This window comes from Brunnivagina elsteri CCALA 953 (assembly GCF_002289455.1).
Classification (GTDB): Bacteria; Cyanobacteriota; Cyanobacteriia; order Cyanobacteriales; family Nostocaceae; genus Brunnivagina; species Brunnivagina elsteri.
The window spans coordinates 1-20254 of sequence record NZ_NTFS01000072.1; the positions used below are offsets into that span (position 1 = coordinate 1).

23 protein-coding genes and 3 pseudogenes are annotated in these 20254 nt (G+C 40.7%); 11 read left to right on the plus strand and 15 right to left on the minus strand.

The features are described from left to right. A partial coding sequence (locus tag CK510_RS33905; RefSeq protein WP_281256996.1) for a PP2C family protein-serine/threonine phosphatase occupies positions 1 to 387 on the plus strand: 387 nt, incomplete at its 5' end. Beyond that, on the plus strand, positions 359 to 601 hold the full coding sequence (locus tag CK510_RS33910; protein ID WP_281256997.1) for a PP2C family protein-serine/threonine phosphatase: 243 nt from the start codon (positions 359 to 361) through the stop codon (positions 599 to 601). The genes CK510_RS33905 and CK510_RS33910, both read left to right, overlap by 29 nt. A 51-nt stretch (positions 602 to 652) precedes the next feature. Here CK510_RS33910 and atpC read toward each other — a convergent pair whose 3' ends face one another. Continuing rightward, positions 653 to 1066: an ATP synthase F1 subunit epsilon gene (gene atpC / locus CK510_RS09020; RefSeq protein WP_095721390.1), complete on the minus strand. Its 414-nt coding sequence runs from the start codon at positions 1064 to 1066 to the stop codon at positions 653 to 655. A 197-nt stretch (positions 1067 to 1263) separates the two neighbouring features. Beyond that, on the minus strand, positions 1264 to 2712 hold the full coding sequence (gene atpD, locus CK510_RS09025; RefSeq protein ID WP_095721391.1) for a F0F1 ATP synthase subunit beta: 1449 nt from the start codon (positions 2710 to 2712) through the stop codon (positions 1264 to 1266). Positions 2713 to 3342: 630 nt separating this feature from the next. Between atpD and CK510_RS09030 the strand changes: the two genes are divergently transcribed. After that, complete coding sequence (locus tag CK510_RS09030; RefSeq protein ID WP_095721392.1) at positions 3343 to 4170, plus strand: SirB1 family protein; 828 nt, start codon at positions 3343 to 3345, stop codon at positions 4168 to 4170. Positions 4171 to 4188: 18 nt separating this feature from the next. On the opposite strand, the gene CK510_RS09035 is transcribed toward CK510_RS09030, so the two are convergent. Next, positions 4189 to 4644 carry an SRPBCC family protein gene (locus CK510_RS09035; RefSeq protein ID WP_095721393.1) on the minus strand — a complete coding sequence of 152 codons (456 nt, stop codon included), beginning with the start codon at positions 4642 to 4644 and terminating at the stop codon, positions 4189 to 4191. Between the two features lie 594 nt (positions 4645 to 5238). Between CK510_RS09035 and CK510_RS09040 the strand changes: the two genes are divergently transcribed. After that, positions 5239 to 6870: a mechanosensitive ion channel gene (locus tag CK510_RS09040; RefSeq protein WP_095721394.1), complete on the plus strand. Its 1632-nt coding sequence runs from the start codon at positions 5239 to 5241 to the stop codon at positions 6868 to 6870. A 148-nt stretch (positions 6871 to 7018) separates the two neighbouring features. Here CK510_RS09040 and CK510_RS09045 read toward each other — a convergent pair whose 3' ends face one another. After that, positions 7019 to 8485, minus strand: coding sequence for a GTP-binding protein (locus CK510_RS09045; protein ID WP_095721406.1), 1467 nt, complete (start codon positions 8483 to 8485; stop codon positions 7019 to 7021). Positions 8486 to 8856: 371 nt separating this feature from the next. After that, the gene (locus tag CK510_RS09050) at positions 8857 to 9264 is read right to left on the minus strand and encodes a Fur family transcriptional regulator (protein ID WP_095721395.1); all 408 of its coding nucleotides are present in this window, start codon (positions 9262 to 9264) and stop codon (positions 8857 to 8859) included. Between the two features lie 477 nt (positions 9265 to 9741). Between CK510_RS09050 and purS the strand changes: the two genes are divergently transcribed. From purS to CK510_RS34370, 4 genes are all read left to right on the plus strand, one after another. Continuing rightward, positions 9742 to 10020, plus strand: a complete 279-nt coding sequence (gene purS, locus CK510_RS09055; protein ID WP_095721396.1) for a phosphoribosylformylglycinamidine synthase subunit PurS — start codon at positions 9742 to 9744, stop codon at positions 10018 to 10020. A 239-nt stretch (positions 10021 to 10259) separates the two neighbouring features. Beyond that, the gene (gene purQ, locus CK510_RS09060; RefSeq protein WP_095721397.1) at positions 10260 to 10934 is read left to right on the plus strand and encodes a phosphoribosylformylglycinamidine synthase subunit PurQ; all 675 of its coding nucleotides are present in this window, start codon (positions 10260 to 10262) and stop codon (positions 10932 to 10934) included. A gap of 445 nt (positions 10935 to 11379) precedes the next feature. After that, a complete protein-coding gene (locus CK510_RS09065; protein WP_095721398.1) occupies positions 11380 to 11616 on the plus strand; it encodes a type II toxin-antitoxin system RelN family antitoxin in 237 nt (78 codons plus the stop codon). Between the two features lie 379 nt (positions 11617 to 11995). After that, entirely contained in the window at positions 11996 to 12214 is a 219-nt protein-coding gene (locus tag CK510_RS34370; protein ID WP_373695795.1) for a hypothetical protein, read from the plus strand. A 571-nt stretch (positions 12215 to 12785) separates the two neighbouring features. On the opposite strand, the gene CK510_RS09080 is transcribed toward CK510_RS34370, so the two are convergent. Next, a complete protein-coding gene (locus CK510_RS09080; RefSeq protein ID WP_095721399.1) occupies positions 12786 to 14759 on the minus strand; it encodes an iron uptake porin in 1974 nt (657 codons plus the stop codon). 270 nt (positions 14760 to 15029) lie between these two features. After that, positions 15030 to 15161: a hypothetical protein gene (locus tag CK510_RS33915; RefSeq protein WP_281256998.1), complete on the minus strand. Its 132-nt coding sequence runs from the start codon at positions 15159 to 15161 to the stop codon at positions 15030 to 15032. 72 nt (positions 15162 to 15233) lie between these two features. On the opposite strand from CK510_RS33915, the gene CK510_RS09085 reads away from it, so the two are divergent. The 3 genes from CK510_RS09085 (at position 15234) to CK510_RS09090 (ending at position 16246) form a co-directional block, all read left to right on the plus strand. Next, positions 15234 to 15644 carry a hypothetical protein gene (locus tag CK510_RS09085; protein WP_095721400.1) on the plus strand — a complete coding sequence of 137 codons (411 nt, stop codon included), beginning with the start codon at positions 15234 to 15236 and terminating at the stop codon, positions 15642 to 15644. A gap of 15 nt (positions 15645 to 15659) precedes the next feature. Next, complete coding sequence (locus CK510_RS30905; protein WP_143289250.1) at positions 15660 to 15863, plus strand: hypothetical protein; 204 nt, start codon at positions 15660 to 15662, stop codon at positions 15861 to 15863. Positions 15864 to 15964: 101 nt separating this feature from the next. Continuing rightward, positions 15965 to 16246 (plus strand): hypothetical protein, encoded by a 282-nt coding sequence (locus CK510_RS09090; protein ID WP_095721401.1) that lies wholly within the window; start codon positions 15965 to 15967, stop codon positions 16244 to 16246. A gap of 177 nt (positions 16247 to 16423) precedes the next feature. On the opposite strand, the gene CK510_RS33350 is transcribed toward CK510_RS09090, so the two are convergent. From CK510_RS33350 to CK510_RS09125, 8 genes and pseudogenes are all read right to left on the minus strand, one after another. Beyond that, positions 16424 to 16540: a type II toxin-antitoxin system RelE family toxin gene (locus tag CK510_RS33350; RefSeq protein ID WP_245911981.1), complete on the minus strand. Its 117-nt coding sequence runs from the start codon at positions 16538 to 16540 to the stop codon at positions 16424 to 16426. Between the two features lie 8 nt (positions 16541 to 16548). Continuing rightward, on the minus strand, positions 16549 to 16683 hold the full coding sequence (locus CK510_RS33920) for a type II toxin-antitoxin system RelE family toxin (protein ID WP_281256999.1): 135 nt from the start codon (positions 16681 to 16683) through the stop codon (positions 16549 to 16551). Beyond that, positions 16683 to 16898 carry a hypothetical protein gene (locus CK510_RS09100; RefSeq protein WP_095721402.1) on the minus strand — a complete coding sequence of 72 codons (216 nt, stop codon included), beginning with the start codon at positions 16896 to 16898 and terminating at the stop codon, positions 16683 to 16685. The genes CK510_RS33920 and CK510_RS09100 overlap by 1 nt, the downstream gene beginning before the upstream one ends. 67 nt (positions 16899 to 16965) lie before the next feature. Continuing rightward, positions 16966 to 17403: pseudogene (locus CK510_RS09105) on the minus strand (Uma2 family endonuclease); the annotation flags it as partial. A gap of 172 nt (positions 17404 to 17575) precedes the next feature. Then, a pseudogene (locus CK510_RS09110) lies at positions 17576 to 17725 on the minus strand (Uma2 family endonuclease); the annotation flags it as partial. Between the two features lie 106 nt (positions 17726 to 17831). Beyond that, positions 17832 to 18053 (minus strand): annotated as a pseudogene (locus tag CK510_RS09115) (chorismate-binding protein); the annotation flags it as partial. Between the two features lie 117 nt (positions 18054 to 18170). After that, on the minus strand, positions 18171 to 18590 hold the full coding sequence (locus CK510_RS09120) for a photosystem I reaction center subunit II PsaD (RefSeq protein ID WP_095721404.1): 420 nt from the start codon (positions 18588 to 18590) through the stop codon (positions 18171 to 18173). A 132-nt stretch (positions 18591 to 18722) separates the two neighbouring features. Continuing rightward, positions 18723 to 20254: ATP-binding protein (locus tag CK510_RS09125; protein WP_095721405.1), on the minus strand; the 1532-nt coding region annotated here is incomplete at its 5' end.

A 20254-nucleotide genomic window follows, 5' to 3' on the forward strand; every position in this document is an offset into this window, starting at 1 on the left:
GATGTTACTGGACATGGACTAGAAAGCGGGATGTTAATGTTAATGGTACAAACTGCCGTACGAACCCTGCTTATTAATAATGAAACTAATCCCAGCAAGTTTTTGGATACCATCAATCGCACAATTTACCACAACGCGCAAAGAATGAATACAGATAAAAATATGACTTTATCTTTGCTCGACTATCACGATGGTAAACTTAGGGTATCAGGGCAGCATGAAGAAATTTTGGTTATCCGTCGTGGTGGTTTAGTACAGCGAGTTGATACCGTTGACTTGGGTTTACCTATTGGGTTAGAAGAGGAAATTTACGAGTTTATCGGGTATGCAGATATTCATCTATACCCAGGTGATTTAGTTGTACTTTATACTGAATGGCATTACTGAGGCTGAAGATGAAAGCGGTATGCAGTATGGTTTGAAACGCTTGATAGATATCGCAAAAGCGAATTGGCAGAAATCCCCAGAAGAAGTCAAACAAGCTGTAATGGATGACTTGAAATTATTTATTGGCAAAAAGGAAGTTTTAGATGATATTACACTTGTGGTCTTGAAGCGAAAATATGAGACAAACACAAATGTGGAAAATACTGTTGTGTAAAAATACTTTCGGTGCAACAGCATTGCTGTTACACCGATATCGAACATTTATTTACACCATGCCACCAGCAGCTTGGAAGCGAGCGCGAGCGCGTTTAAAAGCTTGTGTTGCTTGGATTTGAGCTTGTTTATCGTCAGCAGCAACTTGTCCTAAACGAGTTTCTGCTTGGCTGTATGCAGAACGGGCTTCTTCGAGGTTGATAGTATCACCCCGTTCTGCACCATTGACGAGAATTGTTACTTCATTTTCTTCAACTTCTGCAAAACCACCCTGCAATGCGATCGCAATCCAAGGTTGGTTTTTAGCAGCACGCACACGCATCACACCAGTATCGAGAGCTGACAATAGTGGAGCATGTCCGCTCAGGATACCGATTTGCCCGGTAGTGCTAGGAAGAATTACTTCTTCAGCAGCAGCATTCCAGACAGTTTTATCTGGAGAGAGTACACGAACGGTTAATGTCATAAATTTTTGTTGATTTTAGATTTTAGATTGTGGATTTTGGATTCAGCCTTTTTCAAAGTCAGGGATTAGATTTTGGATAGAACCTAAAATAATGCGATCGCAAATCTTAGATTCAATCTAAAATCTGTCTTGAAAAGTTTGCCACAGAGGGAAACCCTCCTTGTAACTTTTCGCAAAATCCAAAATCCAAAATCTCCTTAGCCTTTCATTTTCGCGGCTTTAGCTTTGGCTTCGTTGATATCACCAACTAAGTAGAACGCTTGTTCGGGTAAATCATCCAACTCACCCGACAAAATCGCCTTGAACCCTTTAATCGTGTCTTCGATCTTCACATATTTACCAGGAGAACCAGTAAATACTTCGGCAACGAAGAACGGCTGCGACAAGAAGCGCTCAATTTTACGCGCACGCGCTACAACAAGACGGTCTTCTTCGGACAATTCATCTAAACCGAGAATCGCAATAATATCTTGCAGTTCTTTATAACGTTGTAGTATCGATTGTACCGCACGGGCTGTATCGTAGTGGTCGCTACCAACAATTTCGGGTTGCAGCATTGTCGAAGTCGAATCTAACGGATCGACCGCAGGATAAATACCTTTAGAAGCCAAACCGCGAGATAACAAGGTTGTACCGTCCAAGTGGGCAAATGTAGTCGCAGGTGCAGGGTCGGTGAAGTCATCCGCAGGTACATATACAGCTTGAATAGAAGTAATTGAACCTTCGTTGGTTGACGTAATTCGCTCTTGCAAAACTCCTACGTCAGTACCCAAAGTGGGTTGATATCCTACCGCAGAAGGCATACGACCTAAAAGTGCGGATACTTCGGAACCAGCTTGGATGAAACGGAAAATGTTATCGACGAACAGCAATACGTCTTGCTTGTTAACGTCGCGGAAATATTCAGCCATTGTCAAACCAGACAAACCAACACGCATCCTAGCTCCAGGTGGTTCGTTCATCTGACCATACACCAGCGCAATTTTAGACTCGTTGAGGTCGTCTTTGTTGATTACGCCAGATTCCATCATTTCATTGTAGAGGTCATTTCCTTCGCGGGTACGTTCGCCCACACCCGCAAATACTGATACTCCACCATGCTGTTGAGCAATATTGTTAATCAACTCCATCATGATTACAGTCTTGCCTACACCAGCACCACCGAACAGACCGATTTTTCCACCACGACGGTAAGGAGTTAAAAGGTCAACCACTTTAATCCCGGTTTCAAACACCGAGGGTTTAGTTTCCAATTCGGTGAATTTGGGTGCTGGACGGTGAATGGGGAGAGTTTCGGTGTTGTTGACCGGACCTCTATTGTCTACAGGCTCGCCGAGAACGTTGAAAATCCGTCCTAAGGTTGCCTTACCAACGGGAACGCTGATTGGCGCACCTTGGTCTAAAGTCTCCATTCCACGGACTAAGCCATCAGTAGAACTCATGGCAACAGCTCGTACTTGTTGATCGCCCAGCAACTGCTGCACTTCGCAAGTTACGGAGACATCTTGTCCCGCTTCGTTCTTGCCTGTAATCTTCAAAGCGTTGTAGATTGGGGGCATTTTGCCGCCAGGGAATTTTACGTCTACAACCGGACCAATGACTTGGGTAATGTAACCGATATTTGTTTTGTTTGCAGTGGTGACCATGCTGGGTCCTATTGATTGAAGCTATGTTTCAGATAGGGTCTTGTTTATGCTTGAGTTCAAGCTATATTCATCTTCCAGAGTAGCACTCAACGGCATCACTCTTGAGGATAAATTCATCCCTAAGGAAGAATACCCTTTATTTGTGGCTACGATATTATATTCAGCCACATTTAGGAATAACTCACTAAGTCGTCAATATAAATTTGGGCAAACAACCGCATAAATTCGGGCAAACAACCGTTTGCCCCTACTGTATTCTCGAACACAAATTGCGAATTTTGGCTTATTTAGAGTATCTCCGTGGCAAGATTCGCAAAAATAAAAAATGAAAAAAAGTGCCTTCGCTGTTAATAACTTGCCGTTAATGACAGCGAAGACAGTGCCATGCCATTTCACTTTGATATGTTATACAGGTTGATTGAATGGGATTTCGCAAATTAATCAAAACTTGTAAAATGGACATCCTCAACTTGATGGAACTACTGCGAAATGATTGGAAAGGGCAAAAAGCGGTTTAGCCTGGTAAAATTGTATTTAGTTTGAACCACCTTGAGTTGCGAATTGCGGTTTTTGGTATTTAGGTGCTTGCAGCCTAAGTTATTAAGCGATATTTAACCTTACTACCTGCCCATGAATTACTTATTAGCTCGGCAATATTTTTCCCAGGAGATTCAACAGCCTGATGAGTATATTGACTTAGCTAAAGCAGCCTTATTCATAGCACAAGAAGAGTATCCCCATATCGACCCTGAGGAATATTTAAATGGGTTGGATACGATCGCACTTGATTTGCAAGAACGTTTACCACGCGATCGCTATCCGATGAAGGTAATTCAAACCATCAACCAGTACCTGTACGAAGATTTGGGTTTTGCTGGTAATACTGAGCATTATTATGACCCGTGTAATAGTTTTTTGAATGATGTTATCGATCGCCGCACGGGTATTCCCATTACTCTAGCCGTTGTTTATCTGGAAATTGCCCGTCGGATTGATTTCCCGATGGTGGGTATCGGAATGCCGGGACATTTCCTCGTTCGTCCTGATATCGCGGATATGGAGATTTTTGTTGATGCTTTTCATGGTGGTGAAATCATGTTTCCTCAAGATTGTGAGGACAGATTGAGCCAACTTTATCAGCAACCCGTGACATTAGAGCCTAAGTATTTACCAGTACTAAGTAAAACTCAGATTTTGGCGCGAATGCTCTCTAATCTTAAGTATATTTATTTGAACCAGCAGGAATTAGAAAAGGCTTTGGCTGCGGTTGAGCGAATTTTGTTGCTGACACCTGATAGCATTATCGAAATTCGCGATCGCGGTTTGTTATCTTACCAGTTAGGGCGTTTTCACCAAGCTGAAAATGATTTACAGCGCTATCTCCAAGAAACTCCCAAAGCTAGAGATATTAATGTTATTCAACAATTACTTAATCAATTAAAAGGAAGTCGGGATTGACATAATTCCCAATTCCCATTACCCCAAAATCTGTACTTGCTCTGCTACCCGTTTTAGTCTTTGTAGCTGGGATTGCATATCTTTTTTGGTCAATTGTTCGGCAAATGTCTTGAAACCCCAGCTAACTATGGGGTTGGGTATTGTAAATTCAAAACGATTAGTTAGGTAAGTGCCCTTTTCTTGGGGTTGACATTCCCAGCGATCGCGTCCTTGAAAAAAACCTTGGAATTCCCATACTACCAAACCTGGTTCCCGCTCCACAACAGTACTATTTAACGTTGGTTGAATTATCGGTATTGCGATCGCAAATCGACTTTTTCCCCCAATATCGGTGTTCCAGTCTCCAACGGGATAGCAACGTAAGGCTGGATTTAACCAACGATGCATTAATGTCAGATCGGTAATGCAGCGTTCGACTGTAGTTGCAGAGGCATTGATTTGAATCGATTGCTCGAAGATTTGTATAGCAGCCATCACGTATTTTTTCTAATTCTGTTTCTATTGGTGGGAAATCAAAAATTATCATGCCTAGTTATACTAAAAACGGGTTACAACTATACTTTTAGATTGCGTAAAAACCTTAAAGATGCAACATAAGTCAGCATGACAAAAGTTCAGTTTTTACCCGTGGGCAGTATACAAAAATTATCAATTTCTTGGATGATGAACTTTGTTCTTAACTTCTGATTAACTTTTTTATAACTTTGACTGAAGATAAGTGACTTACTAGATTACTAATCAAGATTAAGTGTTTTTAATATTTTCCTACCTTCAGGGAATTTGAGAGCAAAATCGTTTCTTCGGAATATGTGTATATTCCTACCAAAGAATGAGTATTAAGTCGATGATTTGTATTAACCAGGTACTTTGTTTAACTCAAAAGCAAGAAATCGTAAATAAAAAAGTAAAAAGTAGCCTTGCAATAATTAAATTGTAGTATTTTACTGGTAAATTACTATGCGAAACACTAAATAAGCTTATCGGGATGTTGGCTTGTTTTGGCAATCAACATCAAGAGTCTTATTGGTGTTTTGTGTAGATAACACAGAACTTTAATATCGGGAACCCATGAATACAACTTGGCAACAAGTAAACCAAGTAATGGACTTTGATTTTTGGATCGGGGGGCAGCAACTTTTGGCACAGTCGCCAAATTTGCCAGTAAATCAGTCTGTTGATTACGCACAAGATGCGATTCAACAGGTGGTTCAGTACCTACCGAAACTGTTTGGGGCTGTTTTAATTCTCCTCGTTGGTTGGGTAATTGCTGCGATCGCAGCTGCAATTGTCCGGGGAATCTTGAACCGGACAAAGCTGGATAATCGCATTGCTGCTACTGTTACGGGTGGTAGAGATGTACCTCAAATTGAGGGGATTATCTCTAGTTTAGTTTTTTGGTGCATCCTACTGCTAACTGTAGTCACAGTTCTGAATAATTTAGGGTTGGAAGTAGCATCGCAACCGCTTAATAGTTTCCTCAACCAAATTGGTGCATTTTTGCCCAAGTTGCTTGGTGTTGGTATTCTATTGGGTGTAGCTTGGGTAATTGCAACCCTGGTTAGGTTGGTAACGGTACGTGGATTGAATGCATTAAACATTGATGAGCGTTTGAATCCACCTAGCGATGATGGTGCAAACCTGAATCGCATGTCGCTAGCGGAGACTATCGGTAGCGCACTCTACTGGTTTATTTTCCTGCTGTTTTTGGTTCCAGTTCTCGATACTTTGGGATTACGACAAGCGTTATTACCAGTACAAAGCTTAATTATCCAGATTCTATCGATTTTGCCAAATATTCTTGCTGCTGCCTTAATTGCGACAGTTGGTTGGTTTATTGCAAATATTGTGCGTCGGATTGTTGTTAATTTACTTTCAACGACTGGTGTAGACCATATTGGTAGTCGAGTTGGTTTAAGTAACGCTGCGGGAATGCAGTCACTTTCCAGCATTATCGGCACGATTGTTTATGTATTGATTTTGATTCCCGTTGGGATTGCGGCATTGACTGCACTGAAAATCGAGGCAATTTCCCTGCCTGCGATCGCAATGTTGAATCAGGTACTCAATTCACTGCCGTTAATCTTTACTGCGGCGGCAATTTTGATTCTTGCCTACTTCTTAGGGAAGTTTGTAGCTGATTTAGTTACCAGTATTCTTACGAGTATTGGTTTTAACAACATCTTCAACATCATTGGATTGCCTTCATTAAGCCGTCCTGTAACCTCTACCAGTACAACCGCGTCAAGAATGGCTGTGCGTACACCTTCGGAGATTGCAGGGATTATTGTTTTAGTTGGTATCATGTTGTTCGCAGCCGTTGCGGCAGTGGATATCTTGAAAATTCCGGCTTTAACAGCATTAGTGAATGGTGTTCTTGTTGTTTTAGCCAGGATTTTGTCGGGATTAGTTATCTTTGCAATTGGTTTGTTCTTTGCGAATCTGGCATTTAGTATTATCACCAGTTCCGGTAATTCTCAAGCGAGGATTTTAGGACAGGTTGCTCGGATTTCGATTATCACTTTGGTGTCGGCAATGGCACTACAACAGATTGGTGTTGCTCCGGATATCGTGAATCTTGCCTTTGGTTTACTGCTTGGTGCGATCGCGATCGCAATTGCTCTGGCTTTCGGTTTAGGTGGACGGGATATTGCCCGCAACCAAGTTCAGGAATGGCTTGACTCGTTTAAGAGTAGAACTTAAATAATCACTCATTTTTGTGTTAGAGTTCAGTATTTTATTTGGGGATTGGGAATCGATTAAATATTTTAACTCCCAATTCCTGTACAGACGACCCGGTGGGTCGTCTCTGATATGGACTAGAGATGACCCACCAGGTCGTCTCTACTCACTATTTTTTTATCTTCCCTTTGACCTTAATTTGCAATTCTTCCTTAATTCGGCTCAAAATCGATTCTTGATCGAGGTTTGCTAAAATTCTCTCAATTACGAATTTTGGCGCATCGTTTCCCCAAGTCGCACCATTTGCTAAATATGCTTTAGTGACATTACCAATACCATAGGTTGAAACTCCTGCCACACTCGCTTGGGTAATTGCCACTGTCGCATAAGCACCAAGGGAAATTCCACCCGTCGCTGGTGCCGAAATTCCTAGTAATGTTTTTAACGAGCTTAATCCTAAGTTTGCGAGTAATTCACTAGCACTAATCCCACCCATACTCAAAGCAATTTTTTGTAATAGCTTCACTGCACCAGTTTCACTCATGGGAATGCCGTAAAGCTTGGAAAGACCGAGAATCATCATAATGTCAATTACAGCACCACTTAAAATATCAACTACTGTAATCGGATTCAACGCGATCGCAACTGCTTTTGTGATTGTCGCTTTCCAAATCAATTGATTTGCCACACTTAAACGTATCGCTAACTTTCGTTCTACCAATTGCTCGTTGACAACATCGGCATAAATCATTGTATTCAGAGCAACTAAAGCTTTACCTTCACGTTGTAAAATATCTAATATCTTTAACTTTAAATCATCAACTTGGGAAGGACGCGATCGCATTTGTACCCGTCTCGTACCATCAGCATTTTGCACCATTGCTCGCACGATTGGAGAAGCTGCCGACATGACAATCTCCTCCGGGGAAAGTAATTCCCGTACCCTTTCATCGCGAATTTTTTGGTAAATTGCCATGCGATCGGTTTCCGGGTATTGGTCAACCTTATTAAATACCAATAAAATCGGTTTCCCCGCATTCCGCAACTGGGAAAGTGCTTCATGTTCGAGTTTCGTCATATCACCAGAAATCACAAACAAAATTAAATCAGCTTGTTTTGCAATTTTCTGCGCCAAATTCGCACGGGTTTCACCATCTACCTCATCCAATCCCGGCGTATCAATTAATTCTACCTGGGACTGACCGCTTCCTGGCAACCGCACCCGCAAAGCTAGTTCATTTACCCCAATATTTTCTTCACTAATACTCCAATTGACACTTTGCGTTGAACGTGTAACACCATGTAAAGGACCAGTTTCAAATACATTTTGACCAACCAACGCATTTAATAGCGAAGATTTTCCCCGTCCAACCATGCCAAATGCTGCAATTTGTACCACCATCCGGTCTAATTTCGCCAACATGGTTTCCAAGTCATTAATTTCGGTTTCCAACCCTTGTTGCTCTTGGAGTGTTAAATCGAGTTTTGCGACTAAGTTACGCAGTGCGGTTTGTGCTTGTCGGTAATTTAATTCGGTTTGAATTTCCTCAAAGCTGAAAATTGCCCGATCCATTTCCTCTTCCCATTGGGAAGTCTCGGTATTTGGGTTGATTTCCTCCGGTAAAATCGAAGTCATAGTAATTTTCGGATTTTGGATTTTGGATTTTGGATTTTCGTAGAGACATTCCACCGGAACGTCTTCTCTTTATTTATAATGGTAATAATTTTTTAGCGAGATTCTCCACAAGAAACACTCCGCCATCGCAAACAAATTTGTGAATACCGAAAAATCCGTATCCCAAACTGCCCTATAAAATACATAACGCGATCGCTTATAAAATCAATAAAATTTTATTCTAGTTAAATTGAAGGGAGTAAAAAGTATACTCAATCAGAAGGAAAAGAGATAGAGGGTAGAAATTTCTGCTGATTCTAGGCTCTATTATTGCGCTTCGTGAATACACTTTCAATTCCCAGTTAGAATAATCAAAAATCAATAATCAATAATCAAGAATGACTAGCTTCAGCAGTATGTGCTAATTGACACTGAGTACATAGTCCAAAAAATTCAAGAGTGTGGTAGAAAATTTTGAACTTGTGAGTAGCTTGCAATTCTAATTCAAGAGCATGTGCAGGACATTGATTAACGGGTATCGACATACCACATTGCAGACAAGTTAAATGGTGTTTGTCTTGCTGTGCCAAACTGTAAACAGCTTCACCATTAGCAAGGGTTCGCATTTGCACCAATCCTTCAAGCTTTAGAGCTTCCAGAGAGCGGTAAACAGTTGCTAAACCCATACTCTGGTTGCGATTACGCAACTCTACATAGATATCTTGAGCAGAAGTGCCTTGTTTTGTGGTTTTGAGCAGGTTTAAAATCCGCTCCTGACTGCGGGTACGTAAAGCTTTCATAGACCGTCTTTTAGTTATGTGCCAATCTCAAAGAGATTGTTAATAGTGGCTAAGTTATAACTTAACTCTAATGAGTATGTATTATTATTGTCATCATAATGCAACAGAATGATATAGTCCTGCGTTTATTTATTAAAAAACAGAATAATTGAGCCAATATCTAAAGATTTATTTAAGATTTTTGACAAAATAGGGATTGAAAACTGGGAATTGGGCAATTTGAAGCAGGTTAAAAATTGAGCTAGTCCAAAAATGAGCCTTGATTCTTGTTGACTAAGGCTGCGCTTGCGCTTCAAACCATGACTAACCTTATCTTCTTCACTTGGCGTATTCTACGTCTCGGCGGTTACAGAATCTGTATTTTATTGTGAAAATCAAACAGGCTGTTATGGATTAGAACATAATTTGTGGAGAAAAAGGTAAATTTTTTCTTGAAAAACCTGTCATGATAAGCATAGCAGCATTCACATTAAGCCAGTGCAAATCAAGTATCAAGCCAAAATATTTGTAACGCTTCGTCCATCTGTGTTAGACCCAGCAGGGACAGCAGTACAATCCGGGCTAAAGCAATTGGGATATAACAACGTCGAATCTTGTCGAATTGGTAAATACATCGAATTAACCCTCATTGCCCCAGACGAGAAAACCGCACGTCAGAATTTAGATACAATGTGCGACCAAATGCTAGCAAATCCCGTAATTGAAAATTACCGTTTTGATTTGATAGAGGTCGAATCGCAGACAGGGGTATTTTAAATTTAAGTGAGGAGTTAGGAGTTATACTGCGAACGGCTTAAAACTTTACTATATAGAACCCCTCTCCAACCTCTCCCCTTACCAAGGGGAGAGGCTTAAGAAATTGAATTTGTATACTAGTCAAAGTCTATTTTCTAACCGTTTTTAGTATAGGAGTAACATTCTCTCTTATTCCCCTTTTCCTTCTCTCTCCTCCTTATCTTCCCCAATAACCAATAACCATTAATGATTAACTAAAAATGAAATTTGGGGTTGTAGTTTTTCCAGGTTCTAATTGCGATCGCGATGTTGCCTATGTGACTCGCGATATTCTCAAACAACCAACCAGGATGGTTTGGCACCAAGATACGGACATTTCCGACTTGGATGTTGTCATTATTCCCGGTGGTTTTAGCTACGGTGATTATTTGCGATGTGGTGCGATCGCAAGATTTTCCCCCGTAATGCAGCAAGTTATCACCCATGCAAACCAAGGTAAACCCGTTTTAGGAATTTGTAACGGTTTCCAAGTTCTCACCGAAGCAGGTTTATTACCAGGTGTTTTAACCCGCAATCGAGATTTACATTTTATCTGCGATCGCGTTTCTTTGAAAGTTGAAAATAATAGTCTTCCTTGGACACAAGGATACAGCAAAGACGAAATTATCACTTTACCTATAGCTCATGGTGAAGGTAGATATCATGCCGATGCAAGTACCTTAAAAGCGCTCGAAGATAACGGACAAGTTGTTTTCCGCTACGAAGGGCAAAATCCCAATGGTTCATTAAATAATATTGCTGGTATTTGCAATATTACAGGTAATGTGCTAGGAATGATGCCCCATCCCGAAAGAGCATCCGATGAAATGTTAGGTAGTAGCGACGGATTGAAAATGTTTGCTGGTTTATTAGAGAAAGTTGCCGCAATGGTTTAAAGCTTATACCAATTACTTGTGAAGCTGCACATTATTTCGATTTCTCCAACCTCCCCTTAGTAACTACGGTGTACACACAAGTTGCAAGGGTTTTAAGCTTTCTATACTCTTTCCTGCTCATTCCCAGGCAGAGCCTGGGAATGCCCTCTGAGAGGCTTCGCTTCCAACCAAGAGGACGGGAATGTCTGGGGTTTCATCGTTCCCAGACTTTGCCTGGGAACGATGAAACCCGCTCTGGGTATACTTGTGTGTACACCGTAGCCTTAGTAAGGGGAGATGCCACAGGCGGTGGGGTTATTTTATGCATCTTCATATTAAAATGGTATTAGTATTTGCGCTTTAGCGCTGAGAAATGCATTAAAGCTCAATTACAAACCTATTTATTTTTACTTTTTAATCCCTCGACAATCGCTACAATATTATTGAAAAGTAGCGAGAGGGAAAAATGAGAGCGCAAGAGAGAATGGGAACAGTTGATGAAAAAGGTCAACTTTCCTTAGATGAACCTTTAAAAAATAAACACAGTCGCGTTAAAGTCATTATTTTGTATTTTGAAGATACTGATGAAGATGACGAATCAAAAGAGTCTATTTTGAATGGTTTTCGTACTTCTTTGCAAGAATTAAAAGTAGGAAAAACAAGAGATATTTCCAAGCTTTGGGATGGAATTGATGACGAATGAGTCACCTGAAATTCAAGTTATATTTACAGATTAATTTCAACGAAGAATACGGAATTTAAAGAAAAAGTATCGTCAAATTAGAACGGATATTCAACCAATTATTGAACAACTTCAAGCAGGAGATATTTTAGGCGATCGCATTACGGGAACTGGCTATACTGTTTTTAAGGTAAGGGTTCGTAATAGCGATGTCCAAAAAGGTAAAAGTGGAGGTTATCGCTTAATTTATCAACTTGAATCATCCAGAATTATAGTATTACTACTAATTTATTCAAAGTCTGAACAGACAGATGTCGCAGCAGAAGAAATTCAATTTATTATTGAAGAGTTCCAGGGAAATGATGAGAATGAACCTAATTAAAGCTAAGGAACCATATTTATGGTACAGGTAAAATTCAAACAAATCGAAGTTCCACCGGGACAAAGTATATTATTTCATGATATTAGCTGGGAAGACTTTGAAACCATCCTCGACGAGTTAGGAGAACATCGGGGAACTCGAATTGCATATAACCAGGGTATTTTAGAAATTATGGCTCCGCTTCCAGAACATGAAGTTGATAAAGTTTTAATTGGCGATATGGTCAAAATCATCTAAAAATGCGTGGAAAGAGGAGAATTAATTTAAAATTCGATCTTCCTCCAGATTTAGCTATAGAAATTGATTTAACATCAAAAATACAACTTTCTACCTATGAAGCTTTGGGTATACCTGAATTGTGGATTTATGAAAAAATAAGTTAACAATTTATATTTTGCAGGATAAAACATATATTGAATCTGTGACAAGTCCAACTTTTCCTAACTTTGCGAGCGCACAGATTATTCCTGAGTCTATTGAGCGGAGTAAAACAGAAGGAACAAGTCAAACTTTGAGAGCTTTTCGTAAGTGGATACGAGAACAAATTAGCTAGGAAAATTAATTATTCAATCAACTAGCGATCGCATACGAAAATTAGAAAAAATGCGATCGCACAACTTGTAGGTAAATGGTTAAAGCAAAGATATTTTGCAAGCAATAAGCTAATATGCGCTTAAATTGTAAGCCTGAAACGCTTATAGCAAGCCTCTCACGGTTTAAAAGATGTCATTTAGATGCGTCTAAGGTTACCCCCGCGATCGCAAAATTAACCAAATTAAATTAATTAAGCTAACCCAAATCCAAAACCCTAAAATGTAAAAGTAGTTCGCAACACACCTACCGTCGTCGTCTCATTGCGTTTATCTCCCTCCGGATTGAATAACACAAATGCACCAGGTGTAATACTAATATTATCGCTCACCCGAAATTTGTAATAAGCTTCCAAATGGTAGGGAGTTTCCCGTCTCACTCCCACAGCAGCCAACCTCGCATCACCACTGGCTTCTGTACGGTATAAAGGCTGACCGAAAATTATCCCGGCGGTATTGCCTTTTTTAATCAAATCCCGGAAATGCAAACCCACCATCCAACTGGTGAAGGTTGTGGAAGCATTTACCCGACCCGAAGAATCATCGACGAAGATTGCCGCACCATAACCCGATAAAGACATTTTGGGAGAAAAGCGAAAATTCACCGTACCACCAACGGAATTGAGTTTCACCGGAATTCCCAAATTTCCACTTGCCAAACCCAAGGCATTGGTATCGTTAGCAATCAATCCCGTACCCAAAATATTGATTTCATGGTAGCTGTTGGCATAGTTCAAACCAATATCGAGCGCATCGCTGGGTTTAAATGTAAGTTGGGCAGCAATGACACTACTACCGCCAAACACACCGGAACCCAGTGGTGTACCGGAAACTCCGGGAAGGATATCGGGAGCAGTTCTGGGAATATTGGCATTGACGTTACCGTAGAGAGCGCGGAAATCAATGCTTTTGGAAGGGTTAAAAATAAAACCTGCTGCCGATGCCAATCCGGAACCGGAAGTACCACCGGAAACCCGCAGTACGGGATTTAAGCCAGCAAAGCGGGAAATTGCTTCTTGTCCTTCACCTGCGAAGGGAGTAATGGCAGGGAAAGCATCGGATACTTCCGCAGCAGTTCCGGCAAATAGGGTTAATTTATTGGCTACGGGAAAGATGTATAGGAGTTTATACAGTTCCACACTATTAGCACCCTTAGAGGATAAATTTTTCGGATCGAAACCGGGAAATTGGGGTTCAAAACCAGTTCTGGCACTACTTGCCGCCAAGTTGACTCCCGGTGCTGTCAATCCCAATTCTTGTTGCAAACTACCGCTACCATCCACTCCACCGAGGAAGTTTTGGGATTGTAAACCAGTAATTAACAAGTCTTTACCAGTAAAACTGGTGTTCAGGTTCAACCGCACCCGATTTGTGAGGATGATATTGGGGTTTTCCCTTCCTGGAGCGCCACCCGTTGCTCCGATCACTGCAAAAATTGCCTCTCCTTGGAGCTTGGTGGTGGTGGAAAACTGATTTGCTTCTAATTCGGCAGTGCGAGCTTCTAGAGTATCTACCCGTCCTCGCAGAGTTGCCAATTCTGCTTTAAATTCTTCCTGGAGTCGTTGTAGGGCAAGTAAATCTTCTTTTTTCACCAAATCCGCAGTTGCAGTGGCAATTAGTTCATTGACGCGTTCGAGACAGGCATTCAATCCGGCGGCAAATTCGTAGCGAGTCATTGCCCGATTACCGCGATAGGTGCTATTGGGATATCCTGCAATACATCCATATCTTTCTACGAGGGATTGCAGCGCTTGGAAAGCCCAATCTGTTGGTTGTACGTCTGATAGTTGGGAAACAGACGTAACTTGTCCTGGGGAATTGGTATTTTGTTGTGAATTTTGTTTTTGGTTTTGATTAAACTGGGGAGTCTGTGCGGTGAGAATTGGCTTTTTATTTAGCTGTTGATTTGATTGATTTAGTGACGCGATCGCATTCTCTTGTTTTTCATTGACTGCTGCTTTAGTCGTGATTTCGTTTGTTACGAAAATCTGCTCAAAGGGAATTTGATTATTTACTTTCTCACTAATAATTGCGCCATCGAATGATAAGATTTCCTGTGGCAATGTTTCCGTAGTACTTATGGTTTTGCTATTGTTTCCCTCTTTCACTGCTAATGCTTTTACTGGCAATAATCCTGCGAGTAAGTACAGCAAGCTTACCCCACTAGCAGAAACTAGTAGATTTCGTTTCATTACAACTCCTCACAACTGGTATTGGAAAATTAAATAGTCGATTTGTGGTTTAATGGCTTACTAAGTTTCAATAAGTCCATCAAACCTCGGTGTTTTTGTTTGTTCGACTTGAATTTATGGCAAATTCGCGATCGCACTATCTCGTCAAACTTACTTAATTACAATTACTTAGGGGTAATTAAAGAATATTAACTATAAATTCTAGTAAATACTATTTCTTGGTGCGATCGCTAAAAACTATCATTTGTAGTTCTTATAGTAGTGATATATTTAACTTGCGCTTGGATATGTAGTGCGATCGCAAAGTAAGAACCGTGTACTATTGTTTTGATTCATTCCCCAGAAAACATCTGCTTGCCAGCGAATTACCTCCTTGGTATGGCTTGTTGGAGGGGTTAACACCCAAAAGTCTGTGGTTTTAAGATTAAATTTGATATTATTTTGTAGATCGAAGAGTTTTATTGTGGGGGCTTTATGGCAATTTTGGCAATTGCGGAAAAAACTACATTGATTGTTGCTATTCTTTTGGTCGCTTGGTCAGCTTTATCCTTTAGATATGCGATCGCAAATGGTGGTAGTATTTTTCCTGCCTCAATGACAACTCTTATATTCTTTAGTATTGCGATCGCCGTTATTTCAATCTTTCATTTTTCCCCTTTGCATCTCATCTGGCTGTTGTTTTTATCATTTGTAATTGGTTTTGTTGCAATCATGTTTCCTTTGGGACAGCAAGTGGCAATTGGATTTTTGGCATTGCTTGCCATGACGGGAAGCCAGGATACAACTCAGGATGAGGATGATGGAGAAAAGAAAGAAAGTAATCCAATACCATTCGACAAACCTAAATCTGGAATTAAACTTCCGAAATCTCGCGGTTTTGGCTAGTTTGAGAGCTTGCTATTGCGAGCGCATACAAAAATCAGAAAAAATGCGATCGTGCCCAAAATTTCCGTATCTCAAAAATTATCGAAAATAAATAAAAGCGATCGCAAAGCCATCATCCAATTAGCAGGTAATCTCAGCGATCGTTCAGTAATGCCTTTTTCCGCGAGGACTTACGCACTGTACAAACCAGTCATCTTGTGCATCAACGTAAAAGCTTGATTGGGAGCAGAAAAATCAAGCAAGAAGCGTAGAAACCCATACCCCTATTTTAATTTTTTTGTCAATGCGTAAGTCATAAGATTTATCATAGGGGGATTTCTATGAATACGTATAACGCAGATGCCAAGCGTCTCGAAGCCTTATATGAGAAGATGGTGGCGAATCTAAATAGTGACCATTCTTATGAAAATTTTACTCGCTACAGCAAACATCATACAAATTCTGATTGGTTCGATTGTAATAGTGTAGACCGCATGGATGGAAGCAAGTATATTGGCTACACTCGTCGTGAGCGCGAAGATAGCCGCTTTGGTTCGTTCCCAGTCCATGATGACTATGGCGATGAATCATGGGCAGACGAGAACCCTGGGAATGAATATTGAAGGTAGTGGAAGTATCTGACTCGAAGAATCATCGACGAAAATCGCCGCATGGGAACCCAATAGGGCAATTTTGGGAGAAAAGTGAAAATTCACCATTCCACCAAAGGAATTGAGTTTCTTCGATTTACTGGTAATTTTGCGATCGCAAAATGAGACGAAATCAAAAATCCTAACAGTTTAAGTATAAATATCTCTACGATGCCCAATTTTATGAATCGTCATCAATTGTATTTCCGTATTAAAGGTGTAAATAACTCTGTAATCACCTACTCTCAGTTTGAAAAAACCACTCAAATCGGCACTTAAAGCTGAGGGTTTGCATCATCAAAATTTTCAGATAACCATCGAATTTTTCGCAGGATGCGCTCTTGAATAGTTGGTGCAAGTTCTTCCAAACTATTAATACCAGTCGCTGTAAATTCAACTTTGTAGCCCATTACCAAGTCAATCCAAGTTTTTTTGCCACTTCCTCAGCCGAAATCCCTCCTTCTCCAGCTTGTGTTTTCTCCAAAGAATCGAGCAATTGCTGCTTTACTTCTGGTTTTAGTTGTTTTCCCTCGTCAGAATCAGTTAACAAATTTTGTAGCGTTTCCGTAACAGTTTCCTGAATCAAAAGCTTAAGTTCTTCAACCGTTAAATCCTTGACTTGCATATATCTTTCAATAATGACGAATGCTTACATTATGACACTAGCGACAAGCTAACAACGCTTTTTCTAACTACAAAATTGAAATTAAATCCAACACAAATCCTGCTAAAATATCATCACCTGAAATATGTGTAGGGTTATTTAAAACTTCTACATCTTGACTAGAACGATAAATTTCTACTTGCTTATTTTTTCTATCAATTAACCAACCCAAGGAAGCCCCATTTTGAATATATTCCTTCATCTTTTCCTGTAATTCTGTGAGGGAATCACTTGCTGAACGTAATTCCACCACAAAATCAGGACAAATGGGAGGGAATTTTTCTTTTTGTTCAGATGTTAAAGCATTCCATCGCTCACTTTTTACCCAAGAAGCATCAGGAGAACGTTTCGCACCATTGGGTAATATGAAACCAGTGGATGAATCAAAAACTTCACCTAAGTTTTCTTTGGTATTCCAATTATCAAGTTGAGTGGTGATTTTAACGTTACGTCTACCAGTCTCTCCCTAGGCTGTTGACTTTGTGGGTTTTTAGGCGATTTTGCGGAAAATTATCCGTGTTATTTTTTGTTCGTGGGAAAACGGCTGTTCCAGCCGTTTTCCCACAAAAGTAGTAAACACATTTTCTGCATGAAGTCTTATGGGCAAAAGGGTACAAAGTTAACAGCCTAGTCTCTCCCCCCGTTGGTGGCATAATTAATAATTCCCCTAATGCTGTCTGCTCAAATCTAAAATCGCGGTTATTTTGACAGAGTTGAAAATACTGTTTGTCTGTTAAGTCAATTTTCAACTTTAAGGTAGAAGATAGCTCGATTGGAGGTGCTTGCATAAATTTATTGTATTATCGCAGCATCAACAGTTAGGAATCTGAATTAAATAAAATACAACTCTTTTTTGTGTATATTATGTGTTGGGTTACGCAAAGCCTCCACTCCACCAGCTTGCACAGTCACCTGACCATCCTTTAACACCATTATCCGAATTGCGATCGCGCTATTCAATTGTCCTTCAAAATCATAATATCCATACATACCCGAACATACCCCTCTACGGGATGGTTCCAATTCGTTAATTATCTGCATTGCCCGAATTTTTGGCACTTCACTAACGGTTCTCGCAGGAAAACAGGCTTTCATCAAATCCCATGCTGTTTTGCTAGTTATGAAAATTGGGGAAAATCAGAAGTATTGACAGGAGTTAATAATTAGGAGTCAGGAGTTAGGAGTCAGCGTTTAATTACTAATTCCTAACTTCTAGCTCCTAACTTCGACTAATTACACGTCGTGGGTAGCTTTACCACTAAATTTGATAGTGGCAGGATTGGGGTTATCACCAATTTTGCGATCGACATAACGTACTTTCTCGCGTCCTTGGTTGACTTTTTCAGGGAATACGCCGTCTGCGGGGTGAATCATTGTAGTTTCACCACTGGGAAGAATCCGGTAGATTTTATAATCTGTTATTTTAAATTTCCGGAGTTGTCCACCTAAAGCGATACCGTACTCTTTACGAGCGATGTACAGCAGGTTCTCACCTTGACGCATTACAGCTGCCCCAGATGTTGGCATTTCAAAGACTTGCTCTTTGGGGCTAGTCCAAGTGATTGCGTATTTTTCTTCAACTTCAGCTTTTGTTAGCAAGCCGCCAGTGCTGCCACCAAACAAAGGCATTTGTCCAGAAAGTTTTTCTGCCATAGCGATTTAACTCAACGTTTTACGGCATCGTAACATTGTCGTTGGGGCAATATTACGATTATTTCACAGTCTGTAACACTTTGCTGATGACCCGTTTTTTGGAAGACGACCCATCGGGTCGTCTCTACGTTCCTAATTTCTATTGCTGACAACGGGAATTGTGAAATAAAATTGACTTCCTTGATTTTTACCTGTGGATTCTGCCCAAATTTCACCACCCCAACCGTTAACTATTTGGCGGCAAATGGCTAAACCTAAGCCTGTTCCGCCCGTTGTCCGCCGCAATGCTCCTTCTTCTTGGTAAAAACGGTCAAAAACTATTTCTAGACGGTTTGGTTCGATTCCTCTGCCTGTATCGCTGACGGTAACTTCCACCATGCGATCGCGGTTGCGTTTGGCTTTAACTATTATTTTTCCTGTTACTGGCGTAAATTTACAGGAATTGTCGATTAACTTCGATAGCACTTCCACCAGCCAATCCCCATCAGCTCGAACTAAGGGCAAGTTTTTGGCGATTTCGGTTTTTACTTGGGGTGATTCCTCCATTGTGAAGCGACTACGCGCCCGACTTAAGGACAAATCTATACATTCCTGTAAGTTTAAGGATTCTGGATGCCATTCGACTCGACCACTTTCTAAGTTAGAAAGTGTTAAGAAATCTTGCACTAGCTTTCGCATTCGCTCTGAATCTGATAATGCTGTTTTCAACATAATTTGCTGCAATTCCACGGGCATATCAGGCTCAGTAGCAAGACTCTCCAAGCAAACTTGAATTGTTGAAAGTGGGGTGCGGAGTTCGTGCCCGGTAATGGCAATCAAATTGCTACGGGTGCGATCGAGGGCTTCGAGTTGAATATTGAGTTCTTCGAGGTTGGCAAATGATTCGGCTTGGATTAGTGCTGCCCCAATTTGGGTTGCGATCGCTCTTGCTAAGTCTATCTCGCCTGCGTGCCACAAGTGGGGTGCATCGCCACAATAATGTAGTTCGATGATTCCTAATAATCGCCCTTGGTACAATACAGGTTCGAGTAACCACGAACGAATCCCCAGTTTTTCTACTTGTCTCCACAGAACCAGGGAGCTTGTGACTCGACTATCGTTCATTGTGTCGGCAACGCATACCCCTTCACTGTTCTGCAAAATTTCTGCAAATAGGGGATTGTTTTTTAAATGCCAGGTTTGCCCCAACAGTGACAAAGTGTCAGCCCCTAAGTATTCGTGTTCAATAATTGCTTCAGCAACAGATGCTGAAGTGCGATATATCAAGCAACGACATGCCCCTAAATTTTGACCCAACTCCTGTACTGCTACTTGGAGAACATCTTGCGGGTTTAAAGAACGTCTAATTGCCGTAGTTATTGAATTGACTAAACGCTCTTTTCGTGCTTGTGCCGCGATTGAACGATAAGCTTTGTGGAGTTTGTATTGGCTGGCTTGTAGGTATGTCACCAAGCGCTGTACAAAGGGATCTGTATCAATATCGCAGGCATATTCATTCGTTTGCCATTGAACGGGTTGAATCGCATTGCCCTTAGCTTTTGTTCTCCCAAGCTTAGAGCCAGTGTTAGAGCCAGGCTTAGAAATAGGATTAAAATCAGGGTTAGAAGCAGGATTAAAATCAAGACCAAATCGCGATCGCGCTTGTTCGATTTTTGATGCTAATT

Excerpts from the sequence above, each read along its gene's own strand:
- CK510_RS09085 (WP_095721400.1), top strand. The coding sequence starts at position 15,234 with ATGGCAATTTTGGCAATTGCGGAAAAAACTACATTGATTGTTGCTATT.
- CK510_RS09045 (WP_095721406.1), bottom strand. The coding sequence starts at position 8,485 with ATGACTTCGATTTTACCGGAGGAAATCAACCCAAATACCGAGACTTCC.
- CK510_RS09120 (WP_095721404.1), bottom strand. The coding sequence starts at position 18,590 with ATGGCAGAAAAACTTTCTGGACAAATGCCTTTGTTTGGTGGCAGCACT.
- CK510_RS09065 (WP_095721398.1), top strand. The coding sequence starts at position 11,380 with ATGAGAGCGCAAGAGAGAATGGGAACAGTTGATGAAAAAGGTCAACTT.
- CK510_RS34370 (WP_373695795.1), top strand. The coding sequence starts at position 11,996 with ATGGTACAGGTAAAATTCAAACAAATCGAAGTTCCACCGGGACAAAGT.
- atpC (WP_095721390.1), bottom strand. The coding sequence starts at position 1,066 with ATGACATTAACCGTTCGTGTACTCTCTCCAGATAAAACTGTCTGGAAT.
- CK510_RS09030 (WP_095721392.1), top strand. The coding sequence starts at position 3,343 with ATGAATTACTTATTAGCTCGGCAATATTTTTCCCAGGAGATTCAACAG.
- CK510_RS09100 (WP_095721402.1), bottom strand. The coding sequence starts at position 16,898 with ATGCAAGTCAAGGATTTAACGGTTGAAGAACTTAAGCTTTTGATTCAG.
- CK510_RS09035 (WP_095721393.1), bottom strand. The coding sequence starts at position 4,644 with ATGGCTGCTATACAAATCTTCGAGCAATCGATTCAAATCAATGCCTCT.
- CK510_RS09080 (WP_095721399.1), bottom strand. The coding sequence starts at position 14,759 with ATGAAACGAAATCTACTAGTTTCTGCTAGTGGGGTAAGCTTGCTGTAC.
- CK510_RS33920 (WP_281256999.1), bottom strand. The coding sequence starts at position 16,683 with ATGGGCTACAAAGTTGAATTTACAGCGACTGGTATTAATAGTTTGGAA.
- CK510_RS09040 (WP_095721394.1), top strand. The coding sequence starts at position 5,239 with ATGAATACAACTTGGCAACAAGTAAACCAAGTAATGGACTTTGATTTT.
- atpD (WP_095721391.1), bottom strand. The coding sequence starts at position 2,712 with ATGGTCACCACTGCAAACAAAACAAATATCGGTTACATTACCCAAGTC.
- CK510_RS09090 (WP_095721401.1), top strand. The coding sequence starts at position 15,965 with ATGAATACGTATAACGCAGATGCCAAGCGTCTCGAAGCCTTATATGAG.
- purQ (WP_095721397.1), top strand. The coding sequence starts at position 10,260 with ATGAAATTTGGGGTTGTAGTTTTTCCAGGTTCTAATTGCGATCGCGAT.
- CK510_RS09050 (WP_095721395.1), bottom strand. The coding sequence starts at position 9,264 with ATGAAAGCTTTACGTACCCGCAGTCAGGAGCGGATTTTAAACCTGCTC.